The sequence below is a fragment of the Kitasatospora aureofaciens genome (genome assembly GCF_019192735.1).
In the GTDB taxonomy this organism is placed as follows: domain Bacteria; phylum Actinomycetota; class Actinomycetes; order Streptomycetales; family Streptomycetaceae; genus Kitasatospora; species Kitasatospora aureofaciens_A.
On the sequence record NZ_JAHTKP010000013.1, the window covers coordinates 39,001 to 64,459 of the forward strand.

The following is a 25,459-nucleotide window of genomic DNA, read 5'->3' on the forward strand; positions in this document are numbered from 1 at the left end:
CCGGTACGGTCTGCTCCCGGGCGCGCGTGGTGCGGGCGCCCGGGAACGGCTCGGCGACGGGCCGCGGGGTGGCGAGCGGCCGCGGGGCGCGGGTCGCGAGGGGAGCGTGCGGGGGATGCAGGCACTGGGGTCGGACGACCCGCGCCAGGTGGGCGCGTACCGGCTGCTGCGGCGGCTCGGCGCGGGCGGCATGGGCAGGGTCTACCTCGGCCGGACGGCCGGCGGCCGCACCGTCGCCGTCAAGGTGGTGCGCAGCGAGCTGGCCGACGACGCCGAGTTCCGCGCCCGGTTCCGGCAGGAGGTGGCCGCCGCCCGCCGGGTCGGCGGCACCTGGACGGCGCCCGTCCTGGACGCCGACACCGAGGGCGAACACCCCTGGGTGGCCACCGGTTACGTGGCCGGCCCCGCGCTCGGCACCGCCGTCCACGACTTCGGGCCACTGCCCGAGCCGGCCGTGCGCACCCTCGGCGTCGGGCTCGCCGAGGCCCTCGCCCACGTGCACGGGCTCGGGCTGGTGCACCGCGACGTCAAACCGTCCAACGTGCTGCTCACCCTGGACGGGCCGCGCCTCATCGACTTCGGCATCGCCCGCGCCCTCGACGCGACCAGCGGCCTCACCCAATCGGGTTACGTGGTCGGCTCACCCGGCTTCATGTCGCCCGAACAGGCGAACGGGCAGGCCGCCGGACCGGCCGGCGACGTCTTCTCGCTCGGCGCGGCGCTCGCCTTCGCGGCCACCGGGGTGCACCCGTTCGGGGAGGGCGTCAGCGCGGCCGTCCTGCTCTACCGGGTGCTGCACGAGGAGCCGGACGTCCTCGGGCTGAGCGGGCCGCTGCGCGCGATCGTCCTTGACTGCCTGGCCAAGGACCCGGCCGCCCGGCCCACCCCGCAGCAGCTCCGCACCCGGCTCGACCCGGACGGCGCGGCCACCGCCCGGCTGCGGCAGGGCGGGTGGCTGCCGCCCGCGCTGGCTGCGGCGGTGGGGCGCAGTGCGGTGGAACTGCTGGACCTGGAGGGGGAGTCGGCTGCGTCTTCGGTTCCTCCGGTGCTGCCGGTTCCTGTGGCGCCGCCGCCGGTGATGGTGGAGCGGACGCCGACCGTGGTGCCCCCGTCCTCGGCGGGCGGCTCCCGGCCGGGGCGGGCCTGGCTCGCGGCGGGGGTGGTGCTCGCGCTGCTGGTGCTCGGGGGTGGCGGGTACGGGACGTACCAGTGGCTGCACCGGCCGGATCCGGCGGTCACGGCCTCCGGCAGTAGCTCGCCGACGGTGCCCGGTGGTGGGAGTGGAAGCGCCGGGCCGCAGCCCGCCCCGACGTCCGGCGATCCGACGTCCTCGGGTTCCGAGTCGCCCGCCCCCGTGACGGTGACAAGTGCGCCGGGCGGTCAGAGCGTGGTGCCGCCCGCCTTCCTGGGGGCCTGGACCGGGGACATGGTCTCGGACAAGGGCCTGCCCGCCGGCACCACCACGCTCACCATCGGTCCGGCCGCGATCGGGCAGGAGAACACCACCAGCCACAACGCCTTCTCCGGCGTGATCTCGCTCAGCTGCGACGGCGTCTGGAAGCTCAGGTCGGCGTCCGGGACCAAGCTCGTGTTCGAGTCCCGGCTGGTCCGCTCCACCCTGCCCGGCTCCTGCTCCGGCGGGTCCTACACGGAGACCCTCACCCTGCAGGACGACGGCACGATCCGCTTCACCTCCGCCGACCCGGTGGCCGGCAACCCGGCCGGGACGATGCGAAAGACGGGAGGGGTGAAGACGGAAGGGGCGCAGGCCGGCGGGGCAGCGGGCTGACGCAGGGGGCGGAAAGGGCTGGCGTAGGCTGGTTCGGCCGTACCGGCGAGAACCAGCAGTACGGGAACCAGCAGTACCCGAAGCCGTACCCGAGCAGTACCCGAGAGAGAGAAGGCCGCCAGGTGTCCGAGCTCGCAGCGACCACCCTCGATGCGCCCAGCACCGACCTGCAGGCCGTGCTCGACCGGGCCGCCGGCGGGGGCCGGATCACCCCCGAGGAGGCGCTGGAGCTGTACCGCTCGGCGCCGCTGCACGCGCTCGGCTCGGCGGCCGACGCGGTGCGCCGCCGCCGCTACGCCGGCACCGAGCACATCGCGACGTACATCATCGAGCGCAACATCAACTACACCAACGTCTGCGTGACGGCGTGCAAGTTCTGCGCCTTCTACGTGCCGCCGAAGAGCGACAAGGGCTGGTCCCGCGAGCTCGACGAGATCCTGCGCCGCTGCGCGGAGACGGTCGAGCTGGGCGGCACCCAGATCATGTTCCAGGGCGGCCACCACCCGGACTACGGCGTCGAGTACTACGAGCGCGCGTTCTCGGCGATCAAGGCCGAGTTCCCGCAGCTGGTGATCCACTCGCTGGGCGCGTCCGAGGTCGAGCACATGTCCCGGATCTCGGGCGTGTCGATCGAGGAGGCCATCACCCGGATCCACAAGGCGGGCCTCGACTCGTTCGCCGGTGCCGGCGCCGAACTGCTGCCGGAGCGCCCGCGCAAGGCGATCGCCCCGCTGAAGGAGTCCGGCGAGCGCTGGCTGGAGATCATGGAGGCCGCCCACGGCCTCGGCGTGGAGTCCACCTCCACCATGCTGATGGGCACCGGCGAGACCAACGCCGAGCGGATCGAGCACCTGCGGATGATCCGCGACGTGCAGGACCGCACCGGCGGTTTCCGGGCCTTCATCCCGTACACCTACCAGCCGCAGAACAACCACCTGAAGGGGTCGACCCAGGCGACCGTCTTCGAGTACCTGCGGATGATCGCGATCGCCCGCCTCTTCCTCGACAACATCGCCCACATCCAGGGCTCCTGGCTCACCACCGGCAAGGAGGCCGGCCAGCTGTCGCTGCACTACGGCGCGGACGACCTCGGCTCGGTCATGCTGGAGGAGAACGTCGTCTCGGCGGCCGGCGCCAAGCACCGCTCCAACCTCACCGAGCTGATCCACCTCATCCGGGCCGCCGACCGCGTCCCGGCGCAGCGCTCGACCACGTACGAGCACCTGCGGGTGCTGGACGACCCGGCGAACGACCCGGTCGACCCGCGGGTCGCCTCGCACATCGCCTCCACCGCGATCGAGGGCGGCACCGCCCACCCCGAGCTGAAGATCCTGGACAACTGAGCCCGCCGTCGCCGTGCTGACCCTGCACCGGGCGGCCCTCGTGCTGCCCGACCCGGCCGATCCCACCGCCCCGTCGTTCGCCGACGGGGCGGTGCTGGTGCGCGGTGAACTCGTCGAGGCCGTGGGTCCGTTCGGCGACCTGGCGGCGGCGCACCCGGGCGCCCGGGTGCGGGACTGGGGTGCGGCCGTGCTCACGCCGGGGCTGCGCAACCCGTACGGGCACTGGCTGTTGGAGCGCGCCTACCACCCGGATCCGCGGGAGGAGATCGGCGTCGAGCCGGTGCCGGACGGGTTGACGGGGCCTTCGGGCCCGGCCGACGACGCGCGGTGCGGGGCGAGTGCGCGGCGGGGGCTGCAGCGGATGCTGGGGTTCGGGGTGACGGCGGTGGCCGGGCCGTTCGGGCGGGCCGCGGTGCGGACGGCGGTGGCGCGGTCGGGGCTTTCCGTGGTGGCTGTGGGGGAGAGATCGGGTTCGGGGGCGGGCGCGGGGCCGCTGGATCCGCTCGCCGTGCTGCCGCTCGCGGCGGCCGTGCACGGGCGGGTCGTGGTCGGGGGGCGGGCGGACTTCGCGGTGTTCGCGGTATTCACGGCTTCGGTGGCTGGTGGTGGGGGTGCTGGTGCGCGGCCGTTGCCCGGGGGCTGTCTGGCGACGGTGCTGGGCGGCCGGTTGGTGTACCGGCGGCGCTGAGGGCGCGTCCGGGTGGGGCTCCGGTACCGGCGAGTAGACGGACTTCCTTGCGGCGCATGGGACTTCCTTCGTGTGCTGCCGAACTCCACTGTCCGCATGGCCGGGTGATTCCCCCTTCGCCGTGACCTGAGGGCCCGCCAGCGGATACGATCCCGGACAGCTCACTCCGTACCCTCACCACACCACCGCCCGTCCCTCGCGGGCGGCGGGGCCACACGTCCCAGGCCCCGAAGGCAAGCCAGGACAGGAACCATGCGACCCGCGACCGTCCCCCCGCCGCGCACCCCGCGGTTGGGCCGTGGCTGGTACCTCGCCGCTGTGCTCAGCGCCGTACTGGCCGTCGGCATGTGCCTGCTCGGCTGGCGCCAGGCCGACCAGGCCGACCGGATCGAGGCCCACCCGGTGAGAGTGGAGGGCGTCGTCACCCAGCTCCCGACCGGCGGCGGCTCCTACAGTGCCGTCAGCTACCGGGCGGGCGGCCAGTCGCACACCGCCGCGGCGCTGCCGCTCGCGGACGGCGCCAAGGTCGGCGACGCGGTCTGCCTGGAGCACGCCGCCGACGACCCGGGCGCGGTCCGGATCTGCGGCGACACCTACCCGCAGCCGGTCGGCATCGGGCTGGCCCGGTTCAGCGTGCCGGTGGCGGTGGTGCTCTTCGTGGTCTGCGTGCTGCGGATCCGGCGGCACCGGCGGGCGGTCGCCGTCCGCAGCGGGCAGGGCCGGTTCGCCACCACCGTCGCGCTGGCGACCGGGGCGCTGGCCGAAGGGATGCCGGCGATAACGCACGGCAAGCGCGCGCGCCGGAGGCGGCGCGCGGGCGGGCGGCGCGCGGCGAACTGAAGCGGGGCGCGGGCTGTGGTGAGGTGGGGCGCGGGCTGTGGTGAGGTGGGGCGCGGGCTATGTCGGGGCGGGGCGCGCTGCGTCGGGATGGGGCGCACGCGCTGCGCCGGGGCGCGTTCGGCGCTCCCGCGCCGCCCCGTTGCCCCGGGCGCCCGGCGCAGGGTGAACAATAGGGGCGTGACCCGAGCCTCTCTGGACAAGCAGCCGCACGAAGTCGCCGCCATGTTCGACGACGTCGCGGCGAAGTACGACCGCACCAACGACGTGCTCTCCCTCGGCCAGGCCCGGGCCTGGCGCCGGGCGGTGGCCGAGGCGGTGGCCGCCGGACCGGGGGACCTCGTGCTCGACCTGGGGGCCGGCACCGGCACCTCCTCGCTGCCCTTCCTGGAGGCCGGCGCCAAGGTCGTCCCGTGCGACTTCTCGGTCGGCATGCTCGCCGAGGGCAAGAACCGCCACCCCGAGCTGCCGCTCACCGCAGGGGACGCCACCCGCCTGCCGTTCGCGGACGACTCCTTCGACTCCGTGACGATCTCCTTCGCGCTGCGCAACGTCCACGACACCGACGCGGCGCTGCGCGAGATGTACCGGGTCACCAAGCCCGGCGGCAAGCTGGTGCTCTGCGAGTTCTCCACCCCGACCTGGACGCCGTTCCGCACGGTCTACACCGAGTACCTGATGCGCGCCCTGCCGCCGGTCGCCACTGCGGTCAGCAGCAACCCGGACGCCTACGTCTACCTCGCCGAGTCCATCCGGGCGTGGCCGGACCAGCCCGCGATGGCCGCGAAGCTGCAGGGGGCCGGCTGGTCGAAGGTCGCCTGGCGGAACCTGACCGGCGGGATCGTCGCGCTGCACCGGGCGTACAAGGTCGCGTAGCGGCCCGTCGCAGTCTCGGCGTGATGCCGTCGTGGTCTCGGCGTGGTCTCGGCGTGGTCTCGTTACGGCCCCGTCGCGGCGCGGTCCGTGCTTCCGGGTGCGGGCTGCCGTCGGGTTCCCGCTCCGGGGGCGGGAACTAGACTGCCAGAGACAAAAGCCGCCGTCCCCCGCCGCAGCTCCAGGAGTGTGTCCACCGTGTCCGAGACCGCAGCCGATCTGACGAAGCCGGACAGCACCGTCGAGAGCACGGCCGACGTCATCGTGGTCGGCGCGGGCCCGGCCGGCTCCACCACCGCGTACTACCTCGCCCAGGCCGGGCTGGACGTGCTGCTGCTGGAGAAGACCTCGTTCCCCCGCGAGAAGGTGTGCGGCGACGGCCTCACCCCGCGTGCCACCAAGCAGCTGGTGGACATGGGCATCGACGTCTCCACCGCGAACGGCTGGCTGCACAACAAGGGCCTGCGCATCGTCGGCGGCGGCGTGCGGCTGGAGCTCGACTGGCCCGAGCTGTCCGCCTTCCCGGACTACGGCCTGGTCCGCAAGCGCGCCGACTTCGACGAGCTGCTGGCCCGTCAGGCCGAGAAGGCCGGCGCCCGGCTCTACGAGCGCTGCAACGTCAGCGGCCCGGTGCTGGACGATCGCACCGGCCGAATCGTCGGTGTCACCGCGAAGCTCGGCGACGAGAAGCGGCCGGTCACCTTCCGCGCCCCGCTCGTCGTCGCCGCCGACGGCAACTCCACCCGGCTCTCCCTCGCCATGGGCCTGCACCGGCGCGAGGACCGGCCGATGGGCGTCGCCTACCGGACGTACTTCACCTCCCCGCGCCACGACGACGACTACCTGGAGTCCTGGCTGGAGCTGTGGGACACCCGTGCCGGCCAGCGCAAGCTGCTGCCCGGCTACGGCTGGATCTTCGGCATGGGCGACGGCACCTCCAACGTCGGCCTCGGCATCCTCAACTCCTCGCCCGCGTTCGGCGAACTCGACTGGCGCGAGGTGCTCAAGGCCTGGTGCGCGAGCATGCCGGAGGAGTGGGGCTACACCCCCGAGAACATGACCGACCCGATCCGCGGCGCCGCGCTGCCGATGGCCTTCAACCGGCAGCCGCACTACACCCGCGGCCTGCTGCTCGTCGGCGACGCGGGCGGCATGGTCAACCCGTTCAACGGCGAGGGCATCGCCTACGCGATGGAATCCGGCCAAATCGCCGCCGGCGTCATCGTCCAGGCCCACGCCCGGGTCACTGAAGGCGGACGCGAGCGCGCCCTCCAGGCCTACCCGCGCATCCTCAAGGACGTCTACGGCGGCTACTACACGATGGGCCGCGCCTTCGTGAAGCTCATCGGAAACCCCTCGGTGATGCAGCTCGCCACCCAGCGCGGGCTCACCCACCCGATGCTGATGCGCTTCGTCCTCAAGCTGCTCGCCAACCTCACCGACCCGCAGGGCGGCGACGCGATGGACCGCATCATCAACGGCCTGGCCAAGGTCGCGCCGAACGCCTAGAACGCCTGGGCTCTGTTGGGCTCCTGGGCAGTGTCGGGCGCCTGAATCGTGTCGGTCGCCCGGGCCGTGTCGGGTGCTGCCTCCTGCTGCTTCTCGTGGCCGTCCGGGCGGCGGGAGGCGGCGGAGCGGCGTTCGACGTAGGCGAGGCGGTCGGCGAAGACCCGGGCCGCGTCCGGGGTGAGCGTCCGGAGGGCAACGAGGGCGGAGAAGACGACGTCGCAGAGCTCGTGCTGGACGTCCTCCCAGGTGTGGGTGACGCCCTTGCGCGGGTTCTGGCCGGTGGCGCCGATCACCGCCGCGCCGACCTCGCCGATCTCCTCGGAGAGCTTGAGGATCCGCAGCAGGCGCTCCTCCTGGGGCGACTGCGTGCTCGCCTCGTCGAGCCAGGCGACCAGGTGGTCGACGCTCTCCCAGATCCTGCTGTCCATGCGGCCCTGCTCCCGTGCGGTGTCGTTGCTGCTGCCACCGTACGGGAGCGGCGACGGCCCCGTGCGTGGTCGGTCAGCTGGTGCTGATCTTCACGTGGCGGATGTCCACCGGGAGGCTGGGGTAGCCGTCGCCCGGACCGTTCTGGTCGTCCTCGCCGCCCGCGGCGATCTTCTGCAGGACGTCCAGGCCCGCCGTGACCCGGCCGAACGGGGTGTAGGCGGGGGAGAGCTTGGTGTCCTTCCAGACGAAGAAGAACTGGCTGCCGTTGGTGTTGGGCCCGGCGTTGGCCATCGCCACGGTGCCGGCCGGGTAGGTGGCGCCGGTCAGGTTCTCGTCCGGGAAGGAATAACCGGGGCCGCCGCTGCCCGTCCCGGTCGGGTCGCCGCACTGGAGGACGTAGATCCGCTGGGTGGTGAGGCGGTGGCAGTGGGTGCGGTCGAAGTAGTCGTGTTCGGCGAGGAAGCGGAACGAGAAGGTGGTGCAGGGCGCCTTGTCGGTCAACGCTTCGAAGGTGATCCGGCCCTGACTGGTCCGCAGCGTCGCGCGGTAGGGCTCGGCGGCCTCCTCGGGGTCGAAGTCCGGGATGCCCTTGAAGTTGTCGGCCGGCACGGCCGGGGTGTAGCTGCAGGCGGTGCTCGGGGCGGACGCGGGTGCGGGGCTGTCCGCGACGGCGGTGCCGGTGCTCGCCGCGAGCGGGAGGACGGTGGCGGCGGCGACCAGCGCCCAATGCTTGCGCTTCACGTGACGGGCCTTCCGGGGGGTGGTGGACGGCTGGATTGTCATGTCGACATCATCCATGCCGGGGTGGGGATCCGGTAGGGGGCGGTGGGGTCGCAGTTTCGGTGGGGGTGGCGGTGAACCTCTGTGTGAGTGCGAGTCAGGAGGCCTCCGGGGTGCTGGGTTTCGGTGTGGAGCCTTCGGCGACGGAGGCTTCTGGGGTGGTGGCTTCCGGGGTGGAGGCCTCTGGGGCGGTGGTGGATGTGAACAGCCCGGCGCGGGCGGCCAGGGCGGCGGCGTCGGCGGCGCACTCGGCTGCGCGGGCGTCCAGCGGCTCGCCGGTGACGAACAGGCGGTAGTAGAGCGGGGCGGTGGCGGCCCGGATCACCTCGGCACCGTCCGTTCCCGCGGGCAACTCGCCGCGGGTGACGGCCCGTTCGGCCACCTCTGCGGCCTGGCGGTGGCGGGCCGCGAAGAACGCGTGCAGGGCGGCCGCGCCGGTGTCGGAGCGCTGAGCGGCGGTGATCAGTGCGGTGGGGGTCCGGCCCAGGTCGGGGTCGGTGAAGACGGTGAACACCTCATGGGTGATCCGGCGGAGGTCCTCGCCGAGGTCCCCGGTGTCGGGCAGCGGCCAGAGCCGGTCGGCGGAGGCCGTCAGGGCGTCCGCGACCAGACCGTCCACCCCGCCCCAGCGCCGGTAGAGGGTCGCCTTGTGGACGCCGGAGCGGGCCGCGACCGCGTCGACGGTGAGGCCGTCGTACCCCTTCTCGGTGACCTCGGCGAGCGTGGCGGCGACCACGTCCGCCCGGACCCGGGCGCTCCGCCCGCCGGGGCGGGGGGTCGGGGTGTGCGGGGGGTGAGTGTCCGGACGCTCGGTCAAAGTCGACTCCAGTCGCGTTAAGGCTTGCCGTGGTGGTGGGCCTGTGCCATGCTCATCGTAATGCGACTCCAGTCGCATTACGAGAGGAGCCCCCGTGACCGCCACCGCCATCCCCGACCCGACCGCCCTCCACCCGCTGGCCGGCCACGACCGGGTGGTCCTGCTGCGCCCCCTCGTCACGGACCCGCGGATCCAGGTCGGCGAGTACACCTACTTCGACGACCCGGACGGTGCCACCCTCTTCGAGGAGCGCAACGTCCTCTACGCCTACGGGCCCGAGCGGCTGGTGATCGGCAAGTACTGCGCGCTCGCCACCGGCACCCGGTTCCTGATGGCCGGTGCCGCCCACCCGACCATCGGCGTCTCCACCTTCCCGTTCACGATGTTCGGCGGCAGCTGGACCGAACAGACCCTCGACATCGTCACCGGCCTCCCCACCAGGGGCGACACCGTGGTCGGCAACGACGTCTGGTTCGGCTACGGCGCCACCGTCCTGCCGGGGGTGCGCATCGGCGACGGGGCCATCATCGCGGCCGGCGCCGTGGTCACCGCCGACGTCGAGCCCTACACCGTTGTCGGCGGCAACCCCGCCCGCCCGATCCGGCGCCGCTTCGACGACGCCGACATCGAGCGACTGCTGCGCGCGGCCTGGTGGGACTGGCCCGTCGAGCTCGTGACCGAGCACGTTCGCACCATCATGTCCGGGACCCCGGCCGACATCGAGGCGATCGCCGAGACCCACGGTCTGTTCGCTGTCTGATCCGCCGGATCCTGGACAGACCGTTGATCGCGAGTGGGCCGGTGCGCGAGGATGGCGCTTCGCTCCACGCCCTGCCTCGTCCATCGCTGCGCCGTCCGCCCAGCTTCGGGGGCCGTCCGACGCCGTACGGTACTCGCACCCGCCGGTTCCGTTCGCTCGGAGGGATCTGACCCATGCGTGCCTCCTTTCCCAAGTCCTCGTCCTCGTCGGTTCTTCGTGATCTGCCGGTGCTGCTCGTGGCGGTGGTGTGGGGGTCGAGCTTCCTGGCCGTCCAGCGGGTGGCCGAGCCGGGGACGGTCGTGGCGATGCTCGTGCTGCGGTTCGGGTTGGTCCTGCCACTCCTCGGGACGGTCGCCTGGCGGGCCCTGCGAGGGCTGAGCCGCACCGAGTGGCTGGGCGGGGCCGTGCTCGGAGTGGTGCTCAGCGGGATCTTCCTGCTGGAGACGTACGGCGCGGTGCACACCTCCGCCACCAACGCCGGACTGATCATCAGCCTCGCGATGGTGCTCACCCCGCTCGGCGAGAGCGCTCTCTGCCGAACGGCGCCCCCGCGCGCCTTCCTCGCCGCGGCCGGCCTGGCGGTGCTCGGTGTCGCGCTGCTTACCGGGGACGGCGGGCTCCGGCCACCCGCGCTCGGGGATCTGCTGGTGTTGTTCGCAGCCGTTGTCCGGTCCGCGTACGTGCTCACCATGGCCCGCGCCCGGGCCGTCCGGGACACCGACATGCTGGCCCTGACCTGGGTGCAACTCGCCACCGCGACAGCCGTGTTCGGCGTGGTCGCGCTGTCCGTCGGCCCGTCGCCGTGGACCGTCGCGGCCTCGTACGGGCCGGCCCAGTGGGCCTGGCTGCTGCATCTTTCCTTGTTCTGCACGCTGTTCGCCTTCTTCGTTCAGATGTGGGCCGTCCGGGCCACATCGCCGTCCCGGGTGAGCCTGCTGCTCGGCACCGAGCCGCTCTGGGCCGCCGTCTTCGGCATCACCCTCGCCGGCAACCGGATGGGGTTGCTCGCCCTGGTGGGCGGGGCCCTGGTGCTGGTCGCGACCGAATGGGGCCGCCGCACCGCCCCCGCTCCGCGCCGGGCGGAGGAGCCGGCGGCCGAGCCTGAGCGGACCGCGGACCCGGCCCCGGCGTGAGAGGCCGCGGCGGTCATATTCGCCGCAGGGTGCGGCGCGCGTAGTCCGCGGTGACCGCGCCGAGCAGCGGACCCCAGGCCACGAGGGGCAGGTAGGCGAGCGTCATCACCAGCGCGGCGAAGCCCTGCGGGGAGTCGGGATCGGCCATGTTCCTGGCCCAGCCGCCGAACAGGGCGAGCAGGCCGAAGGTGGTCAGGAGGGCCGAGCCCAGTGCGGCCGGGACGATCGCGACGAGCGGCCGGACCGCCCGGCCACCGATCAGCGGCATCCAGCGAGGCACCACCAGGCCCCAGGGGCGGACCAGCCCGACGGTGAGGAAGGCCAGCGTCTCGGCCAGCGCGCTCAGTGCCACCACGTATACGGTGCCCCACCCCGGGCAGTACCGACGGGCCTCCTCGGCCATCGCCCCGCTGAACCCGACCGGGATGCCGAGGCCGAGCGCGATCCGCCACACCCCCGAGGGCACGGTGGTCCACACGGCGGCCCTCGCCGCCAACTCGGCCCAGCGTGGAGCGGTCGGCACGGCCCGGGCGTTGATCGTGATCTCCGACATGGTGGTGAACTCCCTCCTGGTCGGCCCCGGCGGCCGATCCGATGGCTCAAGCCTGGCGGCCCGCCGGAGTCGGCGGCAGATGCTGATCGGGCTGTTCTCCCAGCTCAACGGGCCTGTGAAATATGCCGATCGGCACAGGTGCCCGCCCCTTGGCGCGTCGTAATGTGGCAGTCGAAGGGAGGCGTGATGCTGCGTCAGCTGTTTGCGGTGGTCGTTCCGGTCGTCCTGCCGTTCGGGTGGGCGGCCCGCACGCGCTACGGGGTGGCGGCCGTGGCCGCTGCGGCCGGAGCGGTGTCGGTGGCGGTCACGGCCGGCGTCTGGATCGCCGGCCGGTGGACGGAATCGGACCGGTGGCCGGGCCTGGTCGGCCTGTTCGAGCTGGCCGCCCTGCTGCTGCTCGTGGTGCTCGCCCTGCGGACCGAGGACGGCCGCCGGAGCGCGGTGGCGGTCTGGACCGTCGGCGGCGCGGTCGCGCTCTGGCCGTCCCGCTTCGGACTCGTGACCGGCCCCTGGGACGTGTTCACCCTCTTCGGCTTCGGCGCGGTCTTCGCACTGCCGGCCGTCCTGATCGGGCTCTACCTGCGCGGACTCGACGAGGGCCGGCGCCGGGCGGTGGCCGAGGCCCGACGTGCCCAGCGCCTGGAACTGGCCCACGACCTGCACGACTTCGTCGCGCACGACGTCAGCGGCATGGTCGCCCAGGCGCAGGCCGGCGCCTACCTGGCCGCGATCGACCCGGCCCGGGCGGTCGCCCTGTTCGAACGGATAGAGCAGGCCGGGCAGCGGGCCCTGGCGTCGCTGGACCGGACGGTTCAGCTGCTGCGCACGGAGGAGGGGACCGGGCGCGGCCCACAGCCGGGGCTGGCGGAACTCGCCGAGGTGGCCGAGCGGTTCGCCGCCTCGGGCGGGGCGGAGGTCAGATTGGAGCTGCCGGACCGGCCGGTCCCGAGGGAGGTGTCGGGGACGGTCCACCGGATCGTCGTCGAGGCGCTGACCAACGTCCGGCGGCACGCCCCGGGAGCCCGGCAGGTCGACGTCCGGGCGCGCTGCACCGGCGGGTGGCTGGAGTTGACCGTGACGAACGACGGCCGGACGCCGGGTTCGGGTGGGCGTCCCCGGCGCGGCGGCGGCAGTGGACTGCCGGGCCTGGCGGCCAGGGCGGAGGCACTGGGCGGCACGTTCGACGCGGGTGCGGACGAGCGGGATGCCTGGCGGGTGACGGCGCGGTTGCCGTTGGAGGGGCACGAGAAGCAGGACGGGTGGGACCGGCCGGAGATGCCGGCGAGGACGAGTGCAGGGGAGAGGTGCAGATGAGCAGCGGTTCGGGGCCGATCCGCATCCTGGTCGCGGACGACCAGGCGGATGTCCGCAGTGCGTTCCGGATGATCCTGGACGCCCAGCCGGACATGGTGGTGGTGGCGGAGGCGGCGGACGGCGCCGCGGCGGTGGCGGAGGCCCGGCGGCTTCGGCCGGACGTCGTGCTCGCGGACATCCGGATGCCGAAGCTCGACGGCCTGGAGGTCACGAGGCAATTGGCCGGGGAGTGCAAGGTGATCGTGGTGACCACCTTCGACCTGGACGAGTACGTGCACACGGCCTTGAGACATGGTGCGGCCGGGTTCCTGCTGAAGCGCTCGGGGCCGGTGCTGCTGATCGAGGCGGTGCGGGCGGCGATGGCCGGGGACGCGTTGATCAGCCCACAGGTCACCGTCCGGTTGCTGCGGCACATGGCGGCGCCGGCGGACGACCGTCGGGCCGATGCCGGCCCCGCGGCGACGGCGCCGCTGATAGCCGGCCCGATCGAGGAACTGACCGCGAGAGAAAGGGAGATCGCCGAACTGGTGGCAGACGGCGCGACGAACGCCGAGATCGGAGCGGGACTGTTCATTTCACCGGGGACGGTGAAGAACCACCTCGCCAACGTCCAGCGCAAGCTCGGCGCCCGTAACCGGGTGGGCATCGCGGCTTGGGTCTGGGAGCAGGCAGCCGGTATCCGGTAACCGGCCCCTTCGAACGGCGGGACGAGCCAGGACACGGGCGGAGGCCCGGTCCGGAAAGGAGGGTTGGGGCCCAGGGGCGAGAGGGCGCGAGGCCGCACGGGCGAGAACCCGAGCAGGCGGGCGAGGGACGACGGCGAGGGGCGACGAGGAGGGAGGAGAGGGAGAGGGCGCGAGGGCGCGGCGGCTCCCGGGTGCAGGGCACGAGGGCGGCAGGCGGCGGGTGGCGGGCAGCGGGCGGAGGGTCGGGGTGCCGCGCGCTGGGCCAGGCATGGCCCAGCGCGGGAGAGGGGCGGGCGGCGGGAGGGGGGAGGGGGGAGGGGGAGGCCCCCAATGCGAGTTCGCGCGCTTGTGAACGAAGGGTCAAGCGAACGTTCGCCCCCCGGCCACCCCTCCGGGTGAGCCGCTATAACACGTCAACATGACGCCCTGAAATTTGCTATCTCCGACGCATAGTTGATATAGAAGCGCGGCCCTGACCAGCCGCTTCACAAGTAAATGCGACTGGTTGTGACCATTTGACTTCTTTGCGTTGACAACTATGGGCGTGTTCGCATTCGGCACGATTCCAAGGGTGTCGTAGATCACAAAGATCCCGGCGAACTGCGTGTCGCAGATCACAAGCCGACGGGCATAGGATGCGCTCGTTCCAGGCTTTGTGAACTGCCTCACATGAGGTGGATCTCGGGAACTGGAACGCGGGTTCACCTCAGCGTGACCCGCCGGTTCCGATCTGCAGTCAAGGACGACTGGACGGAGGGAGCGGGGGCTATGAATGCCTACGCGCCGATCCTCGTACTCGGTGCCATCGCGGCGGCGTTCGCGGTCGGCTCCGTCGTGATGGCCTCACTCACCGGCCCCAAGCGCTACAACCGGGCCAAGTTGGAGGCGTACGAGTGCGGCATCGAGCCGACCCCGCAGCCCGTGGGCGGCGGTCGGTTCCCGATCAAGTACTACCTGACGGCGATGCTCTTCATCGTCTTCGACATCGAGATCGTCTTCCTCTACCCGTGGGCGGTGACCTTCGACGCTCTCGGGATCTTCGGGCTGGTCGAGATGCTCCTGTTCATCGCCACCGTCTTCGTCGCCTACGCGTACGTGTGGCGGCGTGGCGGCCTGGAGTGGGACTGAGCGCGGGGTGGCCGCCCACCCGCCGCCGGCGCCGCGCGACCCCTTGTGAACGAGTGGACAAGCCCGAACGGGCGGACCGGCCCGCACAAGTGGACCAGCCCGAACGAGCGGACAAGCCAGAACCGGCCGATGAACCACAGGACTTGAGGGCATTGAGAGGGATCTGATGGGAATCGAGGAGAAGCTGCCGAGCGGCTTTCTGCTCACGACCGTGGAGGCGGCCGCCGGCTGGGTGCGCAAGGCGTCACTCTTCCCGGCCACCTTCGGTCTGGCCTGCTGCGCGATCGAGATGATGACCACCGGCGCCGGCCGCTACGACCTGGCCCGGTTCGGCATGGAGGTCTTCCGGGGCTCCCCCAGGCAGGCCGATCTGATGATCGTGGCGGGCCGGGTGAGCCAGAAGATGGCCCCGGTGCTGCGCCAGGTGTACGACCAGATGGCCAACCCGAAGTGGGTCATCTCGATGGGCGTCTGCGCCTCCTCCGGCGGGATGTTCAACAACTACGCGATCGTGCAGGGCGTCGACCACATCGTCCCGGTGGACATCTACCTGCCCGGCTGTCCGCCCCGCCCGGAGATGCTGCTGGACGCCATCCTGAAGCTGCACGACAAGATCCAGCACGAGCCGCTGGGCGTGAACCGGCGCCGGGCCGAGGAACTCGGCGAGGCGCTCGCCCTGAAGGCCACCCCGATCAGCGAGATGCGGGGGCAGCTGCGATGAACGACCAGGTACCCGAGACCCGCCGCGAGCAGCCGGTCCGCGAGATCCCGGTCGAGGTGGTCGGCCGCCGCCAGGGCATGTTCGGCGCCCAGGACAGCGGCGACACCTCCGGGTTCGGCGGCCTGGCCGCGCCCATCGTGCTGCCCGGCCCGAGCGAACGCCCGTACGGCGGTTGGTTCGACGAGGTCGCCGACGAGCTGGAGGGCGCCCTGGAGGAGCAGGGTCTGGACCCGGCCGAGGTGATCGAGAAGACGGTCGTGGACCGCGGCGAGCTGACCTTCCACATCGACCGCGCCCATCTCCTCAGGACGGTCCGCACCCTGCGCGACGACCCGGCGCTCCGCTTCGAGCTGTGCCTCGGTGTGAGCGGCGTGCACTACCCCGGTGACAAGGGCCGCGAGCTGCACGCGGTCTACCACCTGCGCTCGATCACCCACGGCCGGCTGATCCGGCTGGAGGTCACCGCGCCGGACGCCGACCCGCACATCCCGTCCGTGGTGAGCGTCTATCCGACCAACGACTGGCACGAGCGCGAGGCCTACGACTTCTTCGGCCTGGTCTTCGACGGCCACCCGGCGCTCACCCGGATCATGATGCCGGACGACTGGCTGGGCCACCCGCAGCGCAAGGACTACCCGCTCGGCGGCATCCCCGTCGAGTACAAGGGCGCCCAGATCCCGGCACCCGACCAGCGGAGGTCGTACAGCTGATGAGCACTCAGCACCACGAAGAAGCGCCCCGGGCGGGCTCGGCGCCCCGGACGGACGAAGCGCCCCGGACGGAAGAGGCGCAGCCCCGGGAGACCACCGAGGGCCGGGTCTTCACCGTGACCGGCGGCGACTGGGGCGAGGTGGTCGAGGCGGTCGGCCGGGCCGACGACGAGCGCATCATCGTCAACATGGGCCCCCAGCACCCGTCCACGCACGGCGTGCTGCGGCTGATCCTGGAGATCGACGGCGAGACGGTGAAGGAGGCCCGCTGCGGCATCGGCTACCTCCACACCGGCATCGAGAAGAACATGGAGTTCCGCAACTGGGTCCAGGGCACCACCTTCGTGACCCGGATGGACTACCTGACCCCGCTGTTCAACGAGACCGCCTACTGCCTGGCGGTCGAGAAGCTGCTCGGCATCACCGGCGACATCCCGGCCCGGGCCGATGTCATCCGCGTGATGATGATGGAGCTCAACCGGATCGCCTCGCACCTGGTCTGCCTGGCCACCGGCGGCATGGAGATCGGTTCCACCACCCTGATGATCTACGGCTTCCGCGACCGCGAGCTGATCCTGGACGTCTTCGAGCTGGTCACCGGCCTGCGGATGAACCACGCGTACGTCCGCCCCGGCGGCCTCGCCCAGGACCTGCCGCCCGGCGCCGTCGACCAGATCCGCGAGGCCGTCAAGGTGCTGCGCTCCCGGATGCACGAGTACGACAAACTCGCCACCGGCAACCCGGTGTTCAAGGCCCGCCTGGTCGATGTCGGCTTCCTCGACCTGCCGGGCTGCCTGGCCCTCGGCGCGACCGGCCCGATCCTGCGGGCCACAGGCCTGCCGCACGACCTGCGCAAGACCGACCCGTACTGCGGCTACGAGACCTACGACTTCGAGGTCGCGATCGCGGACAGCGCCGACTCCTACGGCCGCTTCCTGATCCGCCTGGAGGAGATGCGGCAGTCGCTGCGGATCGTCGAGCAGTGCCTCGACCGGCTGCGCCCCGGCCCGGTGATGGTGGCCGACAAGAAGATCGCCTGGCCCGCCCAACTCGCCGTCGGCCCCGACGGGATGGGCAACTCGCTCGACCACATCCGCAAGATCATGGGCACCTCGATGGAGGCCCTGATCCACCACTTCAAGCTGGTCACCGAGGGCTTCCGGGTCCCGGTCGGCCAGGCGTACTCGGCGGTCGAGTCGCCCAAGGGCGAGCTGGGCGTGCACGTGGTCAGCGACGGCGGGACGCGCCCGTACCGGGTCCACTTCCGGGATCCGTCGTTCACCAATCTGCAGACGATGGCGGCGATGTGCGAGGGCGGCCAGGTCGCCGACGTGATCGTCGCGGTGGCCGGGATCGACCCGGTGATGGGAGGCGTGGACCGGTGACCAATGTCGAACTCGGACTGCCGGCGCTGCCGGCGAAGCCGTATCCCGAGGAGGTGCACGCCCGGCTGGCGGCCGACGCCGAGGAGCTGATCGGCCGCTACCCGGTGGCCCGTTCGGCGCTGCTGCCGCTGCTGCACCTGGTGCAGGCCGAGGAGGGCTTCGTCAGCCCGACCGGCATCCGGTTCTGCGCCGAGCAGCTGGACCTCACCACCGCCGAGGTCACCGCGGTCGCCACCTTCTACACCATGTACCGGCGGCGCCCGGCCGGGAAGTACCACGTCGGGGTGTGCACCAACACCCTGTGCGCGGTGCTCGGCGGCGACCAGATCTTCGAGGAGCTCCAGGAGCACCTGGGCATCCGCAACAACGAGACCACCGCGGACGGCGAGATCTCGATCGAGCACATCGAGTGCAACGCGGCCTGCGACTACGCGCCCGTGGTGATGGTCAACTGGGAGTTCTTCGACGACCAGACCCCGGAGAGCGCCAAGCGGTTGGTCGACGACCTGCGCGCGGGCCGCGAGGTGTGCCCGACCCGTGGCGCCCGGCTGTGCGAGTTCAAGGAGACCGCCCGAATCCTGGCCGGCTTCCCCGACGAGCGCCCGGGCGCCAACGACGAGTCCGGGGCCGGCGGCGCGCCTTCGCTGGCGGGCCTGCGCCTGGCCCGGGGTGAGACCCTGCCCGGCACCGGCGGCACCAAGGTGGTCTCCCCCCGCCACGAGGGAGCCGCCGAGCCCCGCCACGAGGGAACCGCCGAGCCCCGCCACGAAGGAGCCGCCGAGGCCCGCCACGAGGGAACCGCCGAGCCCCGCCACGAAGGAGCCGCCGAGCGGCCCGGCCAGGAAGGGACCGAAGCGTGATGACCTCCGCCGAGCCGGCCGAGAAGCTGCTCACCCCCGTCCTGTCCGCCTCCTGGGACGACAGCCGCCCCTGGACGCTCGCCACCTACCGCCGCCACCACGGCTACGAGGGCCTGAAGGCGGCCCTCGCCATGCCCCCGGACGACGTGATCGCCCTGGTCAAGGACGCCGGTCTGCGCGGCCGCGGCGGCGCCGGCTTCCCGACCGGCATGAAGTGGCAGTTCATCCCGCAGAACGACGGCAAGCCGCACTACCTGGTGGTCAACGCGGACGAGTCCGAGCCGGGCACCTGCAAGGACATCCCGCTGCTGTTCGCCAACCCGCACGTGCTGATCGAGGGCATGATCATCGCCTCGTACGCGATCCGCTGCGACCACGCGTTCATCTACCTGCGCGGCGAGGTCGTCCCGGTGCTGCGCCGCCTGCACGCGGCCGTGGCCGAGGCGTACGAGGCGGGGCTGCTCGGCCGGAACATCCTCGGCTCGGGCATCGACCTCGACATCACCGTGCACGCCGGCGCCGGCGCCTACATCTGCGGCGAGGAGACGGCGCTGCTGGACTCCTTGGAAGGCCGCCGCGGCCAGCCCCGGCTGCGGCCCCCGTTCCCGGCCATCGCGGGCCTGTACGCCTGCCCGACGGTGGTCAACAACGTCGAGTCGATCGCCTCGGTGCCGCCGATCCTGGCCCGGGGCAAGGAGTGGTTCAAGGGCCTGGGCACCGAGAAGTCCCCGGGCTTCACGCTCTACTCGCTCTCCGGCCACGTCACCAACCCCGGCCAGTACGAGGCCCCGCTGGGCATCACGCTGCGCCAGCTGCTGGACCTGAGCGGCGGCGTCCGGGCCGGGCACCGGTTGAAGTTCTGGACCCCGGGCGGCTCGTCCACCCCGATGTTCACCGACGAGCACCTGGACGTCCCGCTCGACTACGAGGGCGTCGGCGCGGCCGGCTCGATGCTGGGCACCAAGGCCCTGCAGGTCTTCGACGAGACGACCTGCGTGGTGCGGGCCGTCACCCGCTGGACCGAGTTCTACGCCCACGAGTCCTGCGGCAAGTGCACCCCGTGCCGCGAGGGCACGTACTGGCTGGTCCAGTTGCTCAAGCGGATCGAGGCCGGCGAGGGCGTCGACGGGGACCTGGAGAAGCTCCTCGACATCGCCGACAACATCAACGGCAAGTCCTTCTGCGCCCTCGGCGACGGCGCGGCCAGCCCGATCGTCTCCTCGCTCCAGCACTTCCGGGCCGAGTACGAGCAGCACCTGGCCGAGCGCCGCTGCCCGTTCGACCCGGCCGCCTCCACCGTCTGGGCCGACGGGCCCCGCCCCGGCCACCAGTCCGCCACCGAAAGGGAGGTGCACGCGTGACGATCACAGAGCCATCCACCTCCACGGGCGACAAGGCCGCGGTCGAGCTGGTCACGCTCACCATCGACGGCGTCGAAGTGCAGGTCCCCAAGGGGACGTTGGTGATCCGGGCCGCCGAGACGATCGGCACCCAGATCCCGCGCTTCTGCGACCACCCGCTGCTCGACCCGGCCGGCGCCTGCCGGCAGTGCATCGTCGAGATCGAGGGCCAGCGCAAGCCCGTCGCGTCCTGCACCATCCCGGTCGCCGAGGGCATGGTGGTCCGCACCCAGCTCAGCTCGCCGGTGGCCGAGAAGGCGCAGCGCGGCGTGATGGAGCTGCTGCTGATCAACCACCCGCTGGACTGTCCGGTCTGCGACAAGGGCGGCGAGTGTCCGTTGCAGAACCAGGCGATGTCCACGGGTGACGTCGACTCCCGGTTCGAGGGGATGAAGCGCACCTACGAGAAGCCGGTCGCGATCAGCAGCCAGGTGCTGCTGGACCGGGAGCGCTGCGTGCTGTGTGCGCGCTGCACCCGTTTCTCGCAGCAGATCGCCGGGGACCCGTTCATCGACCTGGTCGAGCGCGGCGCGCTCCAGCAGGTCGGTACCGGGCAGGGCGACGACTTCGAGTCGTACTTCTCCGGCAACACCATCCAGATCTGCCCGGTCGGCGCACTGACCTCGGCGGCTTATCGTTTCCGCTCCCGCCCGTTCGACCTGGTCTCCTCGCCGAGCGTCTGCGAGCACTGCTCGTCCGGCTGCGCCCAGCGCACGGACCACCGGCGCGGCAAGGTGTTGCGCCGGCTGGCCGGCGAGGATCCGGCGGTCAACGAGGAGTGGAACTGCGACAAGGGCCGGTTCGCGTTCCGCTACGCCCAGCAGCGGGACCGGATCACCACCCCGCTGGTCCGCGAGGACGGCGAACTCGTGCCCGCCTCCTGGCCGGAGGCGCTGGCCCGGGCCGCCGAGGGCCTGCGCGGCGCCCGTACCGGGGTGCTGACCGGCGGCCGGGTCACCGTCGAGGACGCCTACGCGTACGCGAAGTTCGCGCGCGTGGTGCTCGGCACCAACGACGTCGACTTCCGGGCGCGCCCGCACAGCGGCGAGGAGGCGGACTTCCTGGCCGCCGCCGTCGCCGGGCGCGGTGTGGACGTGGACGGCGAGGGCCCCACCTACGAGCTCCTGGAACAGGCGCCGGCCGTCCTGCTGGCGGGTTTCGAGCCCGAGGAGGAATCGCCGATCGTCTTCCTGCGGCTGCGCAAGGCCAACCGTAGTCGTGGACTCAAGGTGTACTCGGTGGCCGCGTTCGCCTCCCGGGGCCTGGCCAAGCTGCGCGGCTCGCTGCTGCCGGCCGCCCCCGGCACCGAGCCGGAGTGGTTCGCCGCCCTGACCGCCGACGAGCCGCTGAACGACGACGCCGGGCGCGCCGCCGAACTGCTGCGCAGCCCCGGCGCGGTGATCCTGGCGGGCGAGCGGCTGGCCGCGATCCCGGGCGCGCTGACCGCGGTGCTGCGCCTCGCGCACGCCACCGGCGCCCTGCTGGCCTGGGTGCCGCGCCGGGCCGGTGAGCGGGGCGCGGTGGAGGCGGGCGTGCTGCCCGGGCTGCTGCCCGGCGGCCGTCCGGTGGCCGCCCCGGCGGCGCGGGCCGAGGCCGCCGCCGCGTGGGGCGTCGCCGAGCTGCCGTCCCGGCTGGGCCGCGACACCGACCAGATCCTCGCGGCGGCCGCCCACGGCGATCTGGACGCGCTGCTGGTCGGCGGCGTCGACCCGGACGACCTGCCGGATCCGGCGCTGGCCGACGAGGCGCTGGCGGCGGTGCCGTTCGTGGTGTCGCTGGAGCTGCGGCCCTCGGCCGTCACCGCGCGCGCCGACGTGGTGCTGCCGGTGGCCGCGGTGGCCGAGAAGGCCGGCACCTTCCTGGACTGGGAGGGCCGGGTGCGGATGTTCGAGCCGGCGCTCAAGCCGGACCAGCAGATGGGCCGTCACCTCCACCCGGAGGTCCGGGTGCTGACCATGCTGGCGGACGCGATGGGCCACAAGCTGGGCCTGCCCGACGTCCGGGCCGCCCGGCTGGAGCTGGACCGGTTTGCGCCGTGGACCGGCGACCGGGCCGCCGACCCGGCCGCGCACCCCGGCCTGCTGCCCCGCCCGGCCACCGGGCAGGCGGTGCTGGCGGGTTGGCGCCAGCTGCTCGACAACGGCACGCTCCAGCAGGGCGATCCGCATCTGGCCGGCACCCGGCACCGGGCGGTCGCCCGGATCTCCCCGGCGACGGCGCAGGAGACCGGCGCGGCGCCGGGCGGCGCCCTGCGGCTGACCGGCCCGGCCGGCTCGCTGATCCTGCCGCTGGAGGTCACCGACTCGCTTCCGGACCGTACGGTCTGGATCCCGCTCAACTCCACGCCGGGCGGCGCCCACCGCACGCTCGGTACCACCGTCGGCCACCTGGTCACGATCGCCGCCGCCGAGCTGACGCCCGCCGTGGCCGCCGAGGCCGGAGGGGCCGAAGGGGTCACAGGGGCCGCAGGGGCCGCAGGGGCCACTCAAGTCGCCGGGGCCACCGGGTCCGCAATGGCCGCCGGGGCCGCTCGGGCCGCCGAAGGGGAGGACCGATGAACCCGCAGTCGTACGAGATGCTCAAGTTCTTCGGCCACGATCCCTGGTGGCTGGTCCTGCTGAAGGCCGTCTTCTGTTTCGCCTTCCTGGTCCTGACGGTGCTGATCGCCATCGTGTGGGAGCGCAAGGTGGTGGCCTGGATGCAGCTGCGCATCGGGCCCAACCGGCACGGCCCCTGGGGCATGCTGCAGTCCCTCGCGGACGGCGTGAAGCTGGCGCTCAAGGAAGACCTGGTGGTCAAGGGCTCGGACAAGGTGGTCTACATCCTGGCCCCGATCGTCTGCGCCGTCCCGGCCTTCATGGCCTTCGCCGTGATCCCGTTCGGCCCGGCCGGGGACGAGGTGTCGGTCTTCGGTACCCGGACCGCGATGCAGCTGACCGACTTCCCGGTCGCGCTGCTCTACATCCTGGCCACGGCCTCGATCGGCATCTACGGCATCGTGCTGGCCGGCTGGTCCTCCGGGTCGACGTATCCGCTGCTGGGCGGCCTGCGGTCGGCCGCGCAGATGATCAGCTACGAGATCGCGATGGGCCTGTCCTTCGCGGCGGTGTTCATCTACTCGGGCTCGATGTCCACCTCGGAGATCGTGGCGCACCAGCAGTCGACCTGGTTCGCGGCGCTGCTGCCGGTGTCGTTCATCGTCTACATCATCTCGATGGTCGGCGAGACGAACCGCGCGCCGTTCGACCTCCCGGAGGCCGAGGGCGAGCTGGTCGGCGGCTTCAACACCGAGTACTCCTCGCTGAAGTTCGCGATGTTCATGCTGGCCGAGTACGTCAACATGGTGACCGTCTCGGCCGTCGCCTCCACCCTGTTCCTGGGCGGCTGGCGCGCCCCGTGGCCGGTGTCCACCTTCTGGGAGGGCGCCAACCACGGCTGGTGGCCGATGCTCTGGATCATGCTGAAGATCCAGCTGCTGCTGTTCTTCTTCATCTGGCTGCGCGGCACCCTGCCCCGGTTCCGCTACGACCAGTTCATGAAGCTCGGCTGGAAGGTGCTGATCCCGGTCTCGCTGGTGTGGCTGGTGCTGATCGCCAGCGTCCGGGCGCTGCGCAACGAGGGCTACGGCTTCGGCGAGGTGGTGCTGTACGTCGGGGCTCCGGTCGGCGTGATCCTGCTGCTCGCCCTGCTGCGGGACTTCCTGCGGAAGGAGCCCGAGCCCGCTGTGACATCTGAAAACGGGCCGCATCCGGAGGGCGAGTTCGACCCGATGGCCGGCGGCTACCCGGTGCCCCCGCTGCCGGGCCAGGTGCTGCCGCCCGTCCCGCGCCGGCGCAGCCGCGCCCCGAAGCAACTCCAGGACGCCCTCAACGGGGCCGACCACTCAGAGGGGAGCTGAACCGCGATGTCGTCCGACCGAACGGACAGTCCCGACCGGCCCGAGCGCACCGACCGGCCGTCGGTGCTGGGCCCGGCAGCCGGCTTCGGCGTGACCTTCAAGGCCATGTTCAAGAAGCGGCTGACCGAGCAGTACCCGGAGCAGAAGAAGCCCACCGCCCCCCGCTTCCACGGCCGCCACCAGCTGAACCGGCACCCGGACGGCCTGGAGAAGTGCATCGGCTGCGAGCTGTGCGCCTGGGCCTGCCCGGCCGACGCGATCTACGTCGAGGGCGCGGACAACCGGGACGAGGAGCGCTACTCGCCCGGTGAGCGCTACGGCGCGGTGTACCAGATCAACTACGCCCGCTGCATCCTGTGCGGGCTGTGCATCGAGGCCTGTCCGACCCGGGCGCTGACCATGACGAACGAGTACGAGCTGGCCGACTCCTCGCGCAAGGACCTGATCTTCACCAAGGAGCAGCTGCTGGTCGGCCTCTCCGAGGGCATGGTCGACACCCCGCACGCGATCTTCCCGGGCGCCGACGAGGGCGCGTACTACCGGGGCGAGATCACGGCGGCGGCGCCCGGGACGGTTCAGCAGGAGCGCACCGACCGGGAGAAGGAGGCGCAGCAGTGATCACGAATCTCGCCGCCGTCACCGGGACGACCTCCACCGGCGAGGCCGTCCAGTTCTGGGTGCTCGCGGTGGTCGCGGTCGGCGGCGCGCTCGGCATGCTGCTGATGAGGAAGGCCGTGCACAGCGCGCTCTGCCTGGCGGCCACGATGCTGGCGCTGGCGGTCTGTTACATGGCCCAGGGCGCGGTGTTCCTGGGCGTGGTGCAGATCGTCGTCTACACCGGCGCGATCATGATGCTGTTCCTGTTCGTGGTGATGCTGGTCGGCGTCACCAGCGAGGACTCGTTGAAGGAGCAGCTGAAGGGCCAGCGGTTCGCCGCGGTGCTCTGCGGTCTCGGCTTCGGCGTGCTGCTGATCGCCGGGATCGCGAACGCGAAGCTGGATCACTTCACCGGCCTGCACGAGGCGAACGCCGAGGGCAACGTGCCCGGGCTGGCCCGGCTGATCTTCACCCGGTACGTCTGGGCGTTCGAGGTCACCGGCGCGCTGCTGATCACGGCGGCGATCGGTGCGATGGTGCTGACGCACCGGGAGCACGTGAAGGCCCCGAAGACGCAGCGCGAGCTGGCCGCCCAGCGGGTGAAGGACAACCTGCAGCTGCCGCCGCTGCCGGCGCCCGGCGTGTACGCGCGGCACAACGCGGTGGACATCCCGGCGCTGCTGCCGGACGGCACGATCGCCGAGGATTCGGTCATGGAGACGCTGCGTCAGCGCGGCCAGATCCGGGACGTCAGCCAGGCGATGCTGCAGCGGATGGCCGAGCTGGAGAACACGACCGCGGACTGGCTGGGCCGGCCGTCGTCCGAGCGGCCGCCGGTCGCCGGGCCGCGCAAGTCCCTGGAGCCGGTGCCCGCCAACAACGTGAACAACGTGAACAACGCGAACAACGCGGGCGTGCCGAAGGCCGACGAGGAGGGCGCGGAGTGAATCCGGTCAACTACCTGTATCTCTCTGCCCTGTTGTTCACCATCGGCGCGTCCGGCGTGCTGATCCGGCGGAACGCGATCGTGCTGTTCATGTGCGTCGAGCTGATGCTGAACGCCTCGAACCTGGCCCTGGTCACCTTCTCCCGGCTGCACGGCACCCTGGACGGCCAGATCATCGCGTTCTTCACGATGGTGGTCGCGGCGGCCGAGGTCGTGGTCGGCCTCGCCATCATCGTCTCCATCTTCCGGACCAGGCACTCCGCTTCGGTCGACGACAGCAACCTGATGAAGCTGTAGGCGGAG

The 25,459-nt window shown here is 72.1% G+C and carries 25 protein-coding genes; 21 read left to right on the forward strand and 4 right to left on the reverse strand.

Features of this window, described 5'->3' with window-relative positions; translation table 11 throughout:
• The first annotated feature begins 115 nt into the window (after positions 1-115).
• From KV557_RS15925 to KV557_RS15950, 6 genes are all read left to right on the forward strand, one after another.
• A complete protein-coding gene (locus tag KV557_RS15925; protein ID WP_218200677.1) occupies positions 116-1,789 on the forward strand; it encodes a serine/threonine-protein kinase in 1,674 nt (557 codons plus the stop codon).
• Between the two features lie 122 nt (positions 1,790-1,911).
• A complete protein-coding gene (gene mqnC, locus KV557_RS15930; protein WP_218200679.1) occupies positions 1,912-3,132 on the forward strand; it encodes a cyclic dehypoxanthinyl futalosine synthase in 1,221 nt (406 codons plus the stop codon).
• 13 nt (positions 3,133-3,145) lie between these two features.
• Positions 3,146-3,820, forward strand: a complete 675-nt coding sequence (locus KV557_RS15935) for an amidohydrolase family protein (RefSeq protein ID WP_218200681.1) — start codon at positions 3,146-3,148, stop codon at positions 3,818-3,820.
• Between the two features lie 252 nt (positions 3,821-4,072).
• Positions 4,073-4,660: a hypothetical protein gene (locus tag KV557_RS15940; protein WP_218200683.1), complete on the forward strand. Its 588-nt coding sequence runs from the start codon at positions 4,073-4,075 to the stop codon at positions 4,658-4,660.
• Positions 4,661-4,837: 177 nt separating this feature from the next.
• Complete coding sequence (locus KV557_RS15945) at positions 4,838-5,533, forward strand: demethylmenaquinone methyltransferase (protein WP_218200685.1); 696 nt, start codon at positions 4,838-4,840, stop codon at positions 5,531-5,533.
• A gap of 87 nt (positions 5,534-5,620) precedes the next feature.
• Positions 5,621-7,039 (forward strand): geranylgeranyl reductase family protein, encoded by a 1,419-nt coding sequence (locus KV557_RS15950; protein ID WP_218200921.1) that lies wholly within the window; start codon positions 5,621-5,623, stop codon positions 7,037-7,039.
• Here KV557_RS15950 and KV557_RS15955 read toward each other — a convergent pair.
• From KV557_RS15955 to KV557_RS15965, 3 genes are all read right to left on the reverse strand, one after another.
• The gene (locus tag KV557_RS15955) at positions 7,036-7,467 is read right to left on the reverse strand and encodes a MazG-like family protein (protein ID WP_374106633.1); all 432 of its coding nucleotides are present in this window, start codon (positions 7,465-7,467) and stop codon (positions 7,036-7,038) included. The two genes, KV557_RS15950 and KV557_RS15955, sit on opposite strands and share 4 nt — an antisense overlap.
• A 73-nt stretch (positions 7,468-7,540) precedes the next feature.
• Entirely contained in the window at positions 7,541-8,251 is a 711-nt protein-coding gene (locus KV557_RS15960; protein ID WP_218200687.1) for a peptidylprolyl isomerase, read from the reverse strand.
• A 94-nt stretch (positions 8,252-8,345) separates the two neighbouring features.
• Positions 8,346-9,065 (reverse strand): TetR/AcrR family transcriptional regulator, encoded by a 720-nt coding sequence (locus KV557_RS15965; RefSeq protein ID WP_256177476.1) that lies wholly within the window; start codon positions 9,063-9,065, stop codon positions 8,346-8,348.
• Positions 9,066-9,159: 94 nt separating this feature from the next.
• Here KV557_RS15965 and KV557_RS15970 point away from each other — a divergent pair, with 94 nt between their 5' ends.
• Together KV557_RS15970 and KV557_RS15975 are read left to right on the forward strand one after the other, a co-directional pair.
• A complete protein-coding gene (locus tag KV557_RS15970) occupies positions 9,160-9,825 on the forward strand; it encodes a CatB-related O-acetyltransferase (protein ID WP_218200691.1) in 666 nt (221 codons plus the stop codon).
• 173 nt (positions 9,826-9,998) lie between these two features.
• Positions 9,999-10,958: a DMT family transporter gene (locus KV557_RS15975; protein ID WP_218200693.1), complete on the forward strand. Its 960-nt coding sequence runs from the start codon at positions 9,999-10,001 to the stop codon at positions 10,956-10,958.
• 13 nt (positions 10,959-10,971) lie between these two features.
• Here the strand turns inward: KV557_RS15975 and KV557_RS15980 are convergent, their stop codons facing one another.
• Positions 10,972-11,511: a hypothetical protein gene (locus KV557_RS15980; RefSeq protein ID WP_218200695.1), complete on the reverse strand. Its 540-nt coding sequence runs from the start codon at positions 11,509-11,511 to the stop codon at positions 10,972-10,974.
• 186 nt (positions 11,512-11,697) lie between these two features.
• Here KV557_RS15980 and KV557_RS15985 point away from each other — a divergent pair, with 186 nt between their 5' ends.
• From KV557_RS15985 to nuoK, 13 genes are all read left to right on the forward strand, one after another.
• The gene (locus KV557_RS15985) at positions 11,698-12,825 is read left to right on the forward strand and encodes a sensor histidine kinase (protein ID WP_218200696.1); all 1,128 of its coding nucleotides are present in this window, start codon (positions 11,698-11,700) and stop codon (positions 12,823-12,825) included.
• Positions 12,822-13,511, forward strand: coding sequence for a response regulator (locus tag KV557_RS15990; protein WP_218200699.1), 690 nt, complete (start codon positions 12,822-12,824; stop codon positions 13,509-13,511). The genes KV557_RS15985 and KV557_RS15990 overlap by 4 nt, the downstream gene beginning before the upstream one ends.
• Positions 13,512-14,279: 768 nt before the next feature.
• Positions 14,280-14,639, forward strand: a complete 360-nt coding sequence (locus KV557_RS15995) for an NADH-quinone oxidoreductase subunit A (RefSeq protein WP_030060100.1) — start codon at positions 14,280-14,282, stop codon at positions 14,637-14,639.
• 166 nt (positions 14,640-14,805) lie between these two features.
• A complete protein-coding gene (locus KV557_RS16000; protein WP_218200701.1) occupies positions 14,806-15,360 on the forward strand; it encodes a NuoB/complex I 20 kDa subunit family protein in 555 nt (184 codons plus the stop codon).
• Positions 15,357-16,070 carry an NADH-quinone oxidoreductase subunit C gene (locus tag KV557_RS16005; RefSeq protein ID WP_218200703.1) on the forward strand — a complete coding sequence of 238 codons (714 nt, stop codon included), beginning with the start codon at positions 15,357-15,359 and terminating at the stop codon, positions 16,068-16,070. The genes KV557_RS16000 and KV557_RS16005 overlap by 4 nt, the downstream gene beginning before the upstream one ends.
• Complete coding sequence (locus KV557_RS16010) at positions 16,070-17,455, forward strand: NADH-quinone oxidoreductase subunit D (protein ID WP_256177477.1); 1,386 nt, start codon at positions 16,070-16,072, stop codon at positions 17,453-17,455. Before KV557_RS16005 ends, KV557_RS16010 begins: the two co-directional genes overlap by 1 nt.
• Positions 17,452-18,315 (forward strand): NADH-quinone oxidoreductase subunit NuoE, encoded by an 864-nt coding sequence (gene nuoE / locus KV557_RS16015; protein WP_218200705.1) that lies wholly within the window; start codon positions 17,452-17,454, stop codon positions 18,313-18,315. Before KV557_RS16010 ends, nuoE begins: the two co-directional genes overlap by 4 nt.
• Entirely contained in the window at positions 18,315-19,676 is a 1,362-nt protein-coding gene (gene nuoF / locus KV557_RS16020; RefSeq protein WP_218200707.1) for an NADH-quinone oxidoreductase subunit NuoF, read from the forward strand. Before nuoE ends, nuoF begins: the two co-directional genes overlap by 1 nt.
• Positions 19,673-22,273 (forward strand): NADH-quinone oxidoreductase subunit G, encoded by a 2,601-nt coding sequence (locus tag KV557_RS16025; RefSeq protein ID WP_218200709.1) that lies wholly within the window; start codon positions 19,673-19,675, stop codon positions 22,271-22,273. The genes nuoF and KV557_RS16025 overlap by 4 nt, the downstream gene beginning before the upstream one ends.
• Entirely contained in the window at positions 22,270-23,613 is a 1,344-nt protein-coding gene (gene nuoH, locus KV557_RS16030; protein WP_218200711.1) for an NADH-quinone oxidoreductase subunit NuoH, read from the forward strand. The genes KV557_RS16025 and nuoH overlap by 4 nt, the downstream gene beginning before the upstream one ends.
• Before the next feature lie 6 nt (positions 23,614-23,619).
• Positions 23,620-24,231: an NADH-quinone oxidoreductase subunit NuoI gene (nuoI, locus tag KV557_RS16035; protein WP_218200713.1), complete on the forward strand. Its 612-nt coding sequence runs from the start codon at positions 23,620-23,622 to the stop codon at positions 24,229-24,231.
• The gene (locus KV557_RS16040; RefSeq protein WP_218200926.1) at positions 24,231-25,157 is read left to right on the forward strand and encodes an NADH-quinone oxidoreductase subunit J; all 927 of its coding nucleotides are present in this window, start codon (positions 24,231-24,233) and stop codon (positions 25,155-25,157) included. Before nuoI ends, KV557_RS16040 begins: the two co-directional genes overlap by 1 nt.
• Entirely contained in the window at positions 25,154-25,453 is a 300-nt protein-coding gene (gene nuoK, locus KV557_RS16045; RefSeq protein ID WP_188309222.1) for an NADH-quinone oxidoreductase subunit NuoK, read from the forward strand. Before KV557_RS16040 ends, nuoK begins: the two co-directional genes overlap by 4 nt.
• Positions 25,454-25,459 lie beyond the last annotated feature (6 nt).

Bases quoted from the DNA above. Each gene is read 5' to 3' on its own strand.
- KV557_RS15925 (WP_218200677.1), top strand. From the start codon at position 116: ATGCAGGCACTGGGGTCGGACGACCCGCGCCAGGTGGGCGCGTACCGG.
- KV557_RS15940 (WP_218200683.1), top strand. From the start codon at position 4,073: ATGCGACCCGCGACCGTCCCCCCGCCGCGCACCCCGCGGTTGGGCCGT.
- KV557_RS15955 (WP_374106633.1), bottom strand. From the start codon at position 7,467: ATGGACAGCAGGATCTGGGAGAGCGTCGACCACCTGGTCGCCTGGCTC.
- KV557_RS15960 (WP_218200687.1), bottom strand. From the start codon at position 8,251: ATGACAATCCAGCCGTCCACCACCCCCCGGAAGGCCCGTCACGTGAAG.
- KV557_RS15975 (WP_218200693.1), top strand. From the start codon at position 9,999: ATGCGTGCCTCCTTTCCCAAGTCCTCGTCCTCGTCGGTTCTTCGTGAT.
- KV557_RS15980 (WP_218200695.1), bottom strand. From the start codon at position 11,511: ATGTCGGAGATCACGATCAACGCCCGGGCCGTGCCGACCGCTCCACGC.
- KV557_RS15985 (WP_218200696.1), top strand. From the start codon at position 11,698: ATGCTGCGTCAGCTGTTTGCGGTGGTCGTTCCGGTCGTCCTGCCGTTC.
- KV557_RS15990 (WP_218200699.1), top strand. From the start codon at position 12,822: ATGAGCAGCGGTTCGGGGCCGATCCGCATCCTGGTCGCGGACGACCAG.
- KV557_RS15995 (WP_030060100.1), top strand. From the start codon at position 14,280: ATGAATGCCTACGCGCCGATCCTCGTACTCGGTGCCATCGCGGCGGCG.
- KV557_RS16000 (WP_218200701.1), top strand. From the start codon at position 14,806: ATGGGAATCGAGGAGAAGCTGCCGAGCGGCTTTCTGCTCACGACCGTG.
- KV557_RS16005 (WP_218200703.1), top strand. From the start codon at position 15,357: ATGAACGACCAGGTACCCGAGACCCGCCGCGAGCAGCCGGTCCGCGAG.
- KV557_RS16010 (WP_256177477.1), top strand. From the start codon at position 16,070: ATGAGCACTCAGCACCACGAAGAAGCGCCCCGGGCGGGCTCGGCGCCC.
- nuoF (WP_218200707.1), top strand. From the start codon at position 18,315: ATGACCTCCGCCGAGCCGGCCGAGAAGCTGCTCACCCCCGTCCTGTCC.
- nuoH (WP_218200711.1), top strand. From the start codon at position 22,270: ATGAACCCGCAGTCGTACGAGATGCTCAAGTTCTTCGGCCACGATCCC.
- nuoI (WP_218200713.1), top strand. From the start codon at position 23,620: ATGTCGTCCGACCGAACGGACAGTCCCGACCGGCCCGAGCGCACCGAC.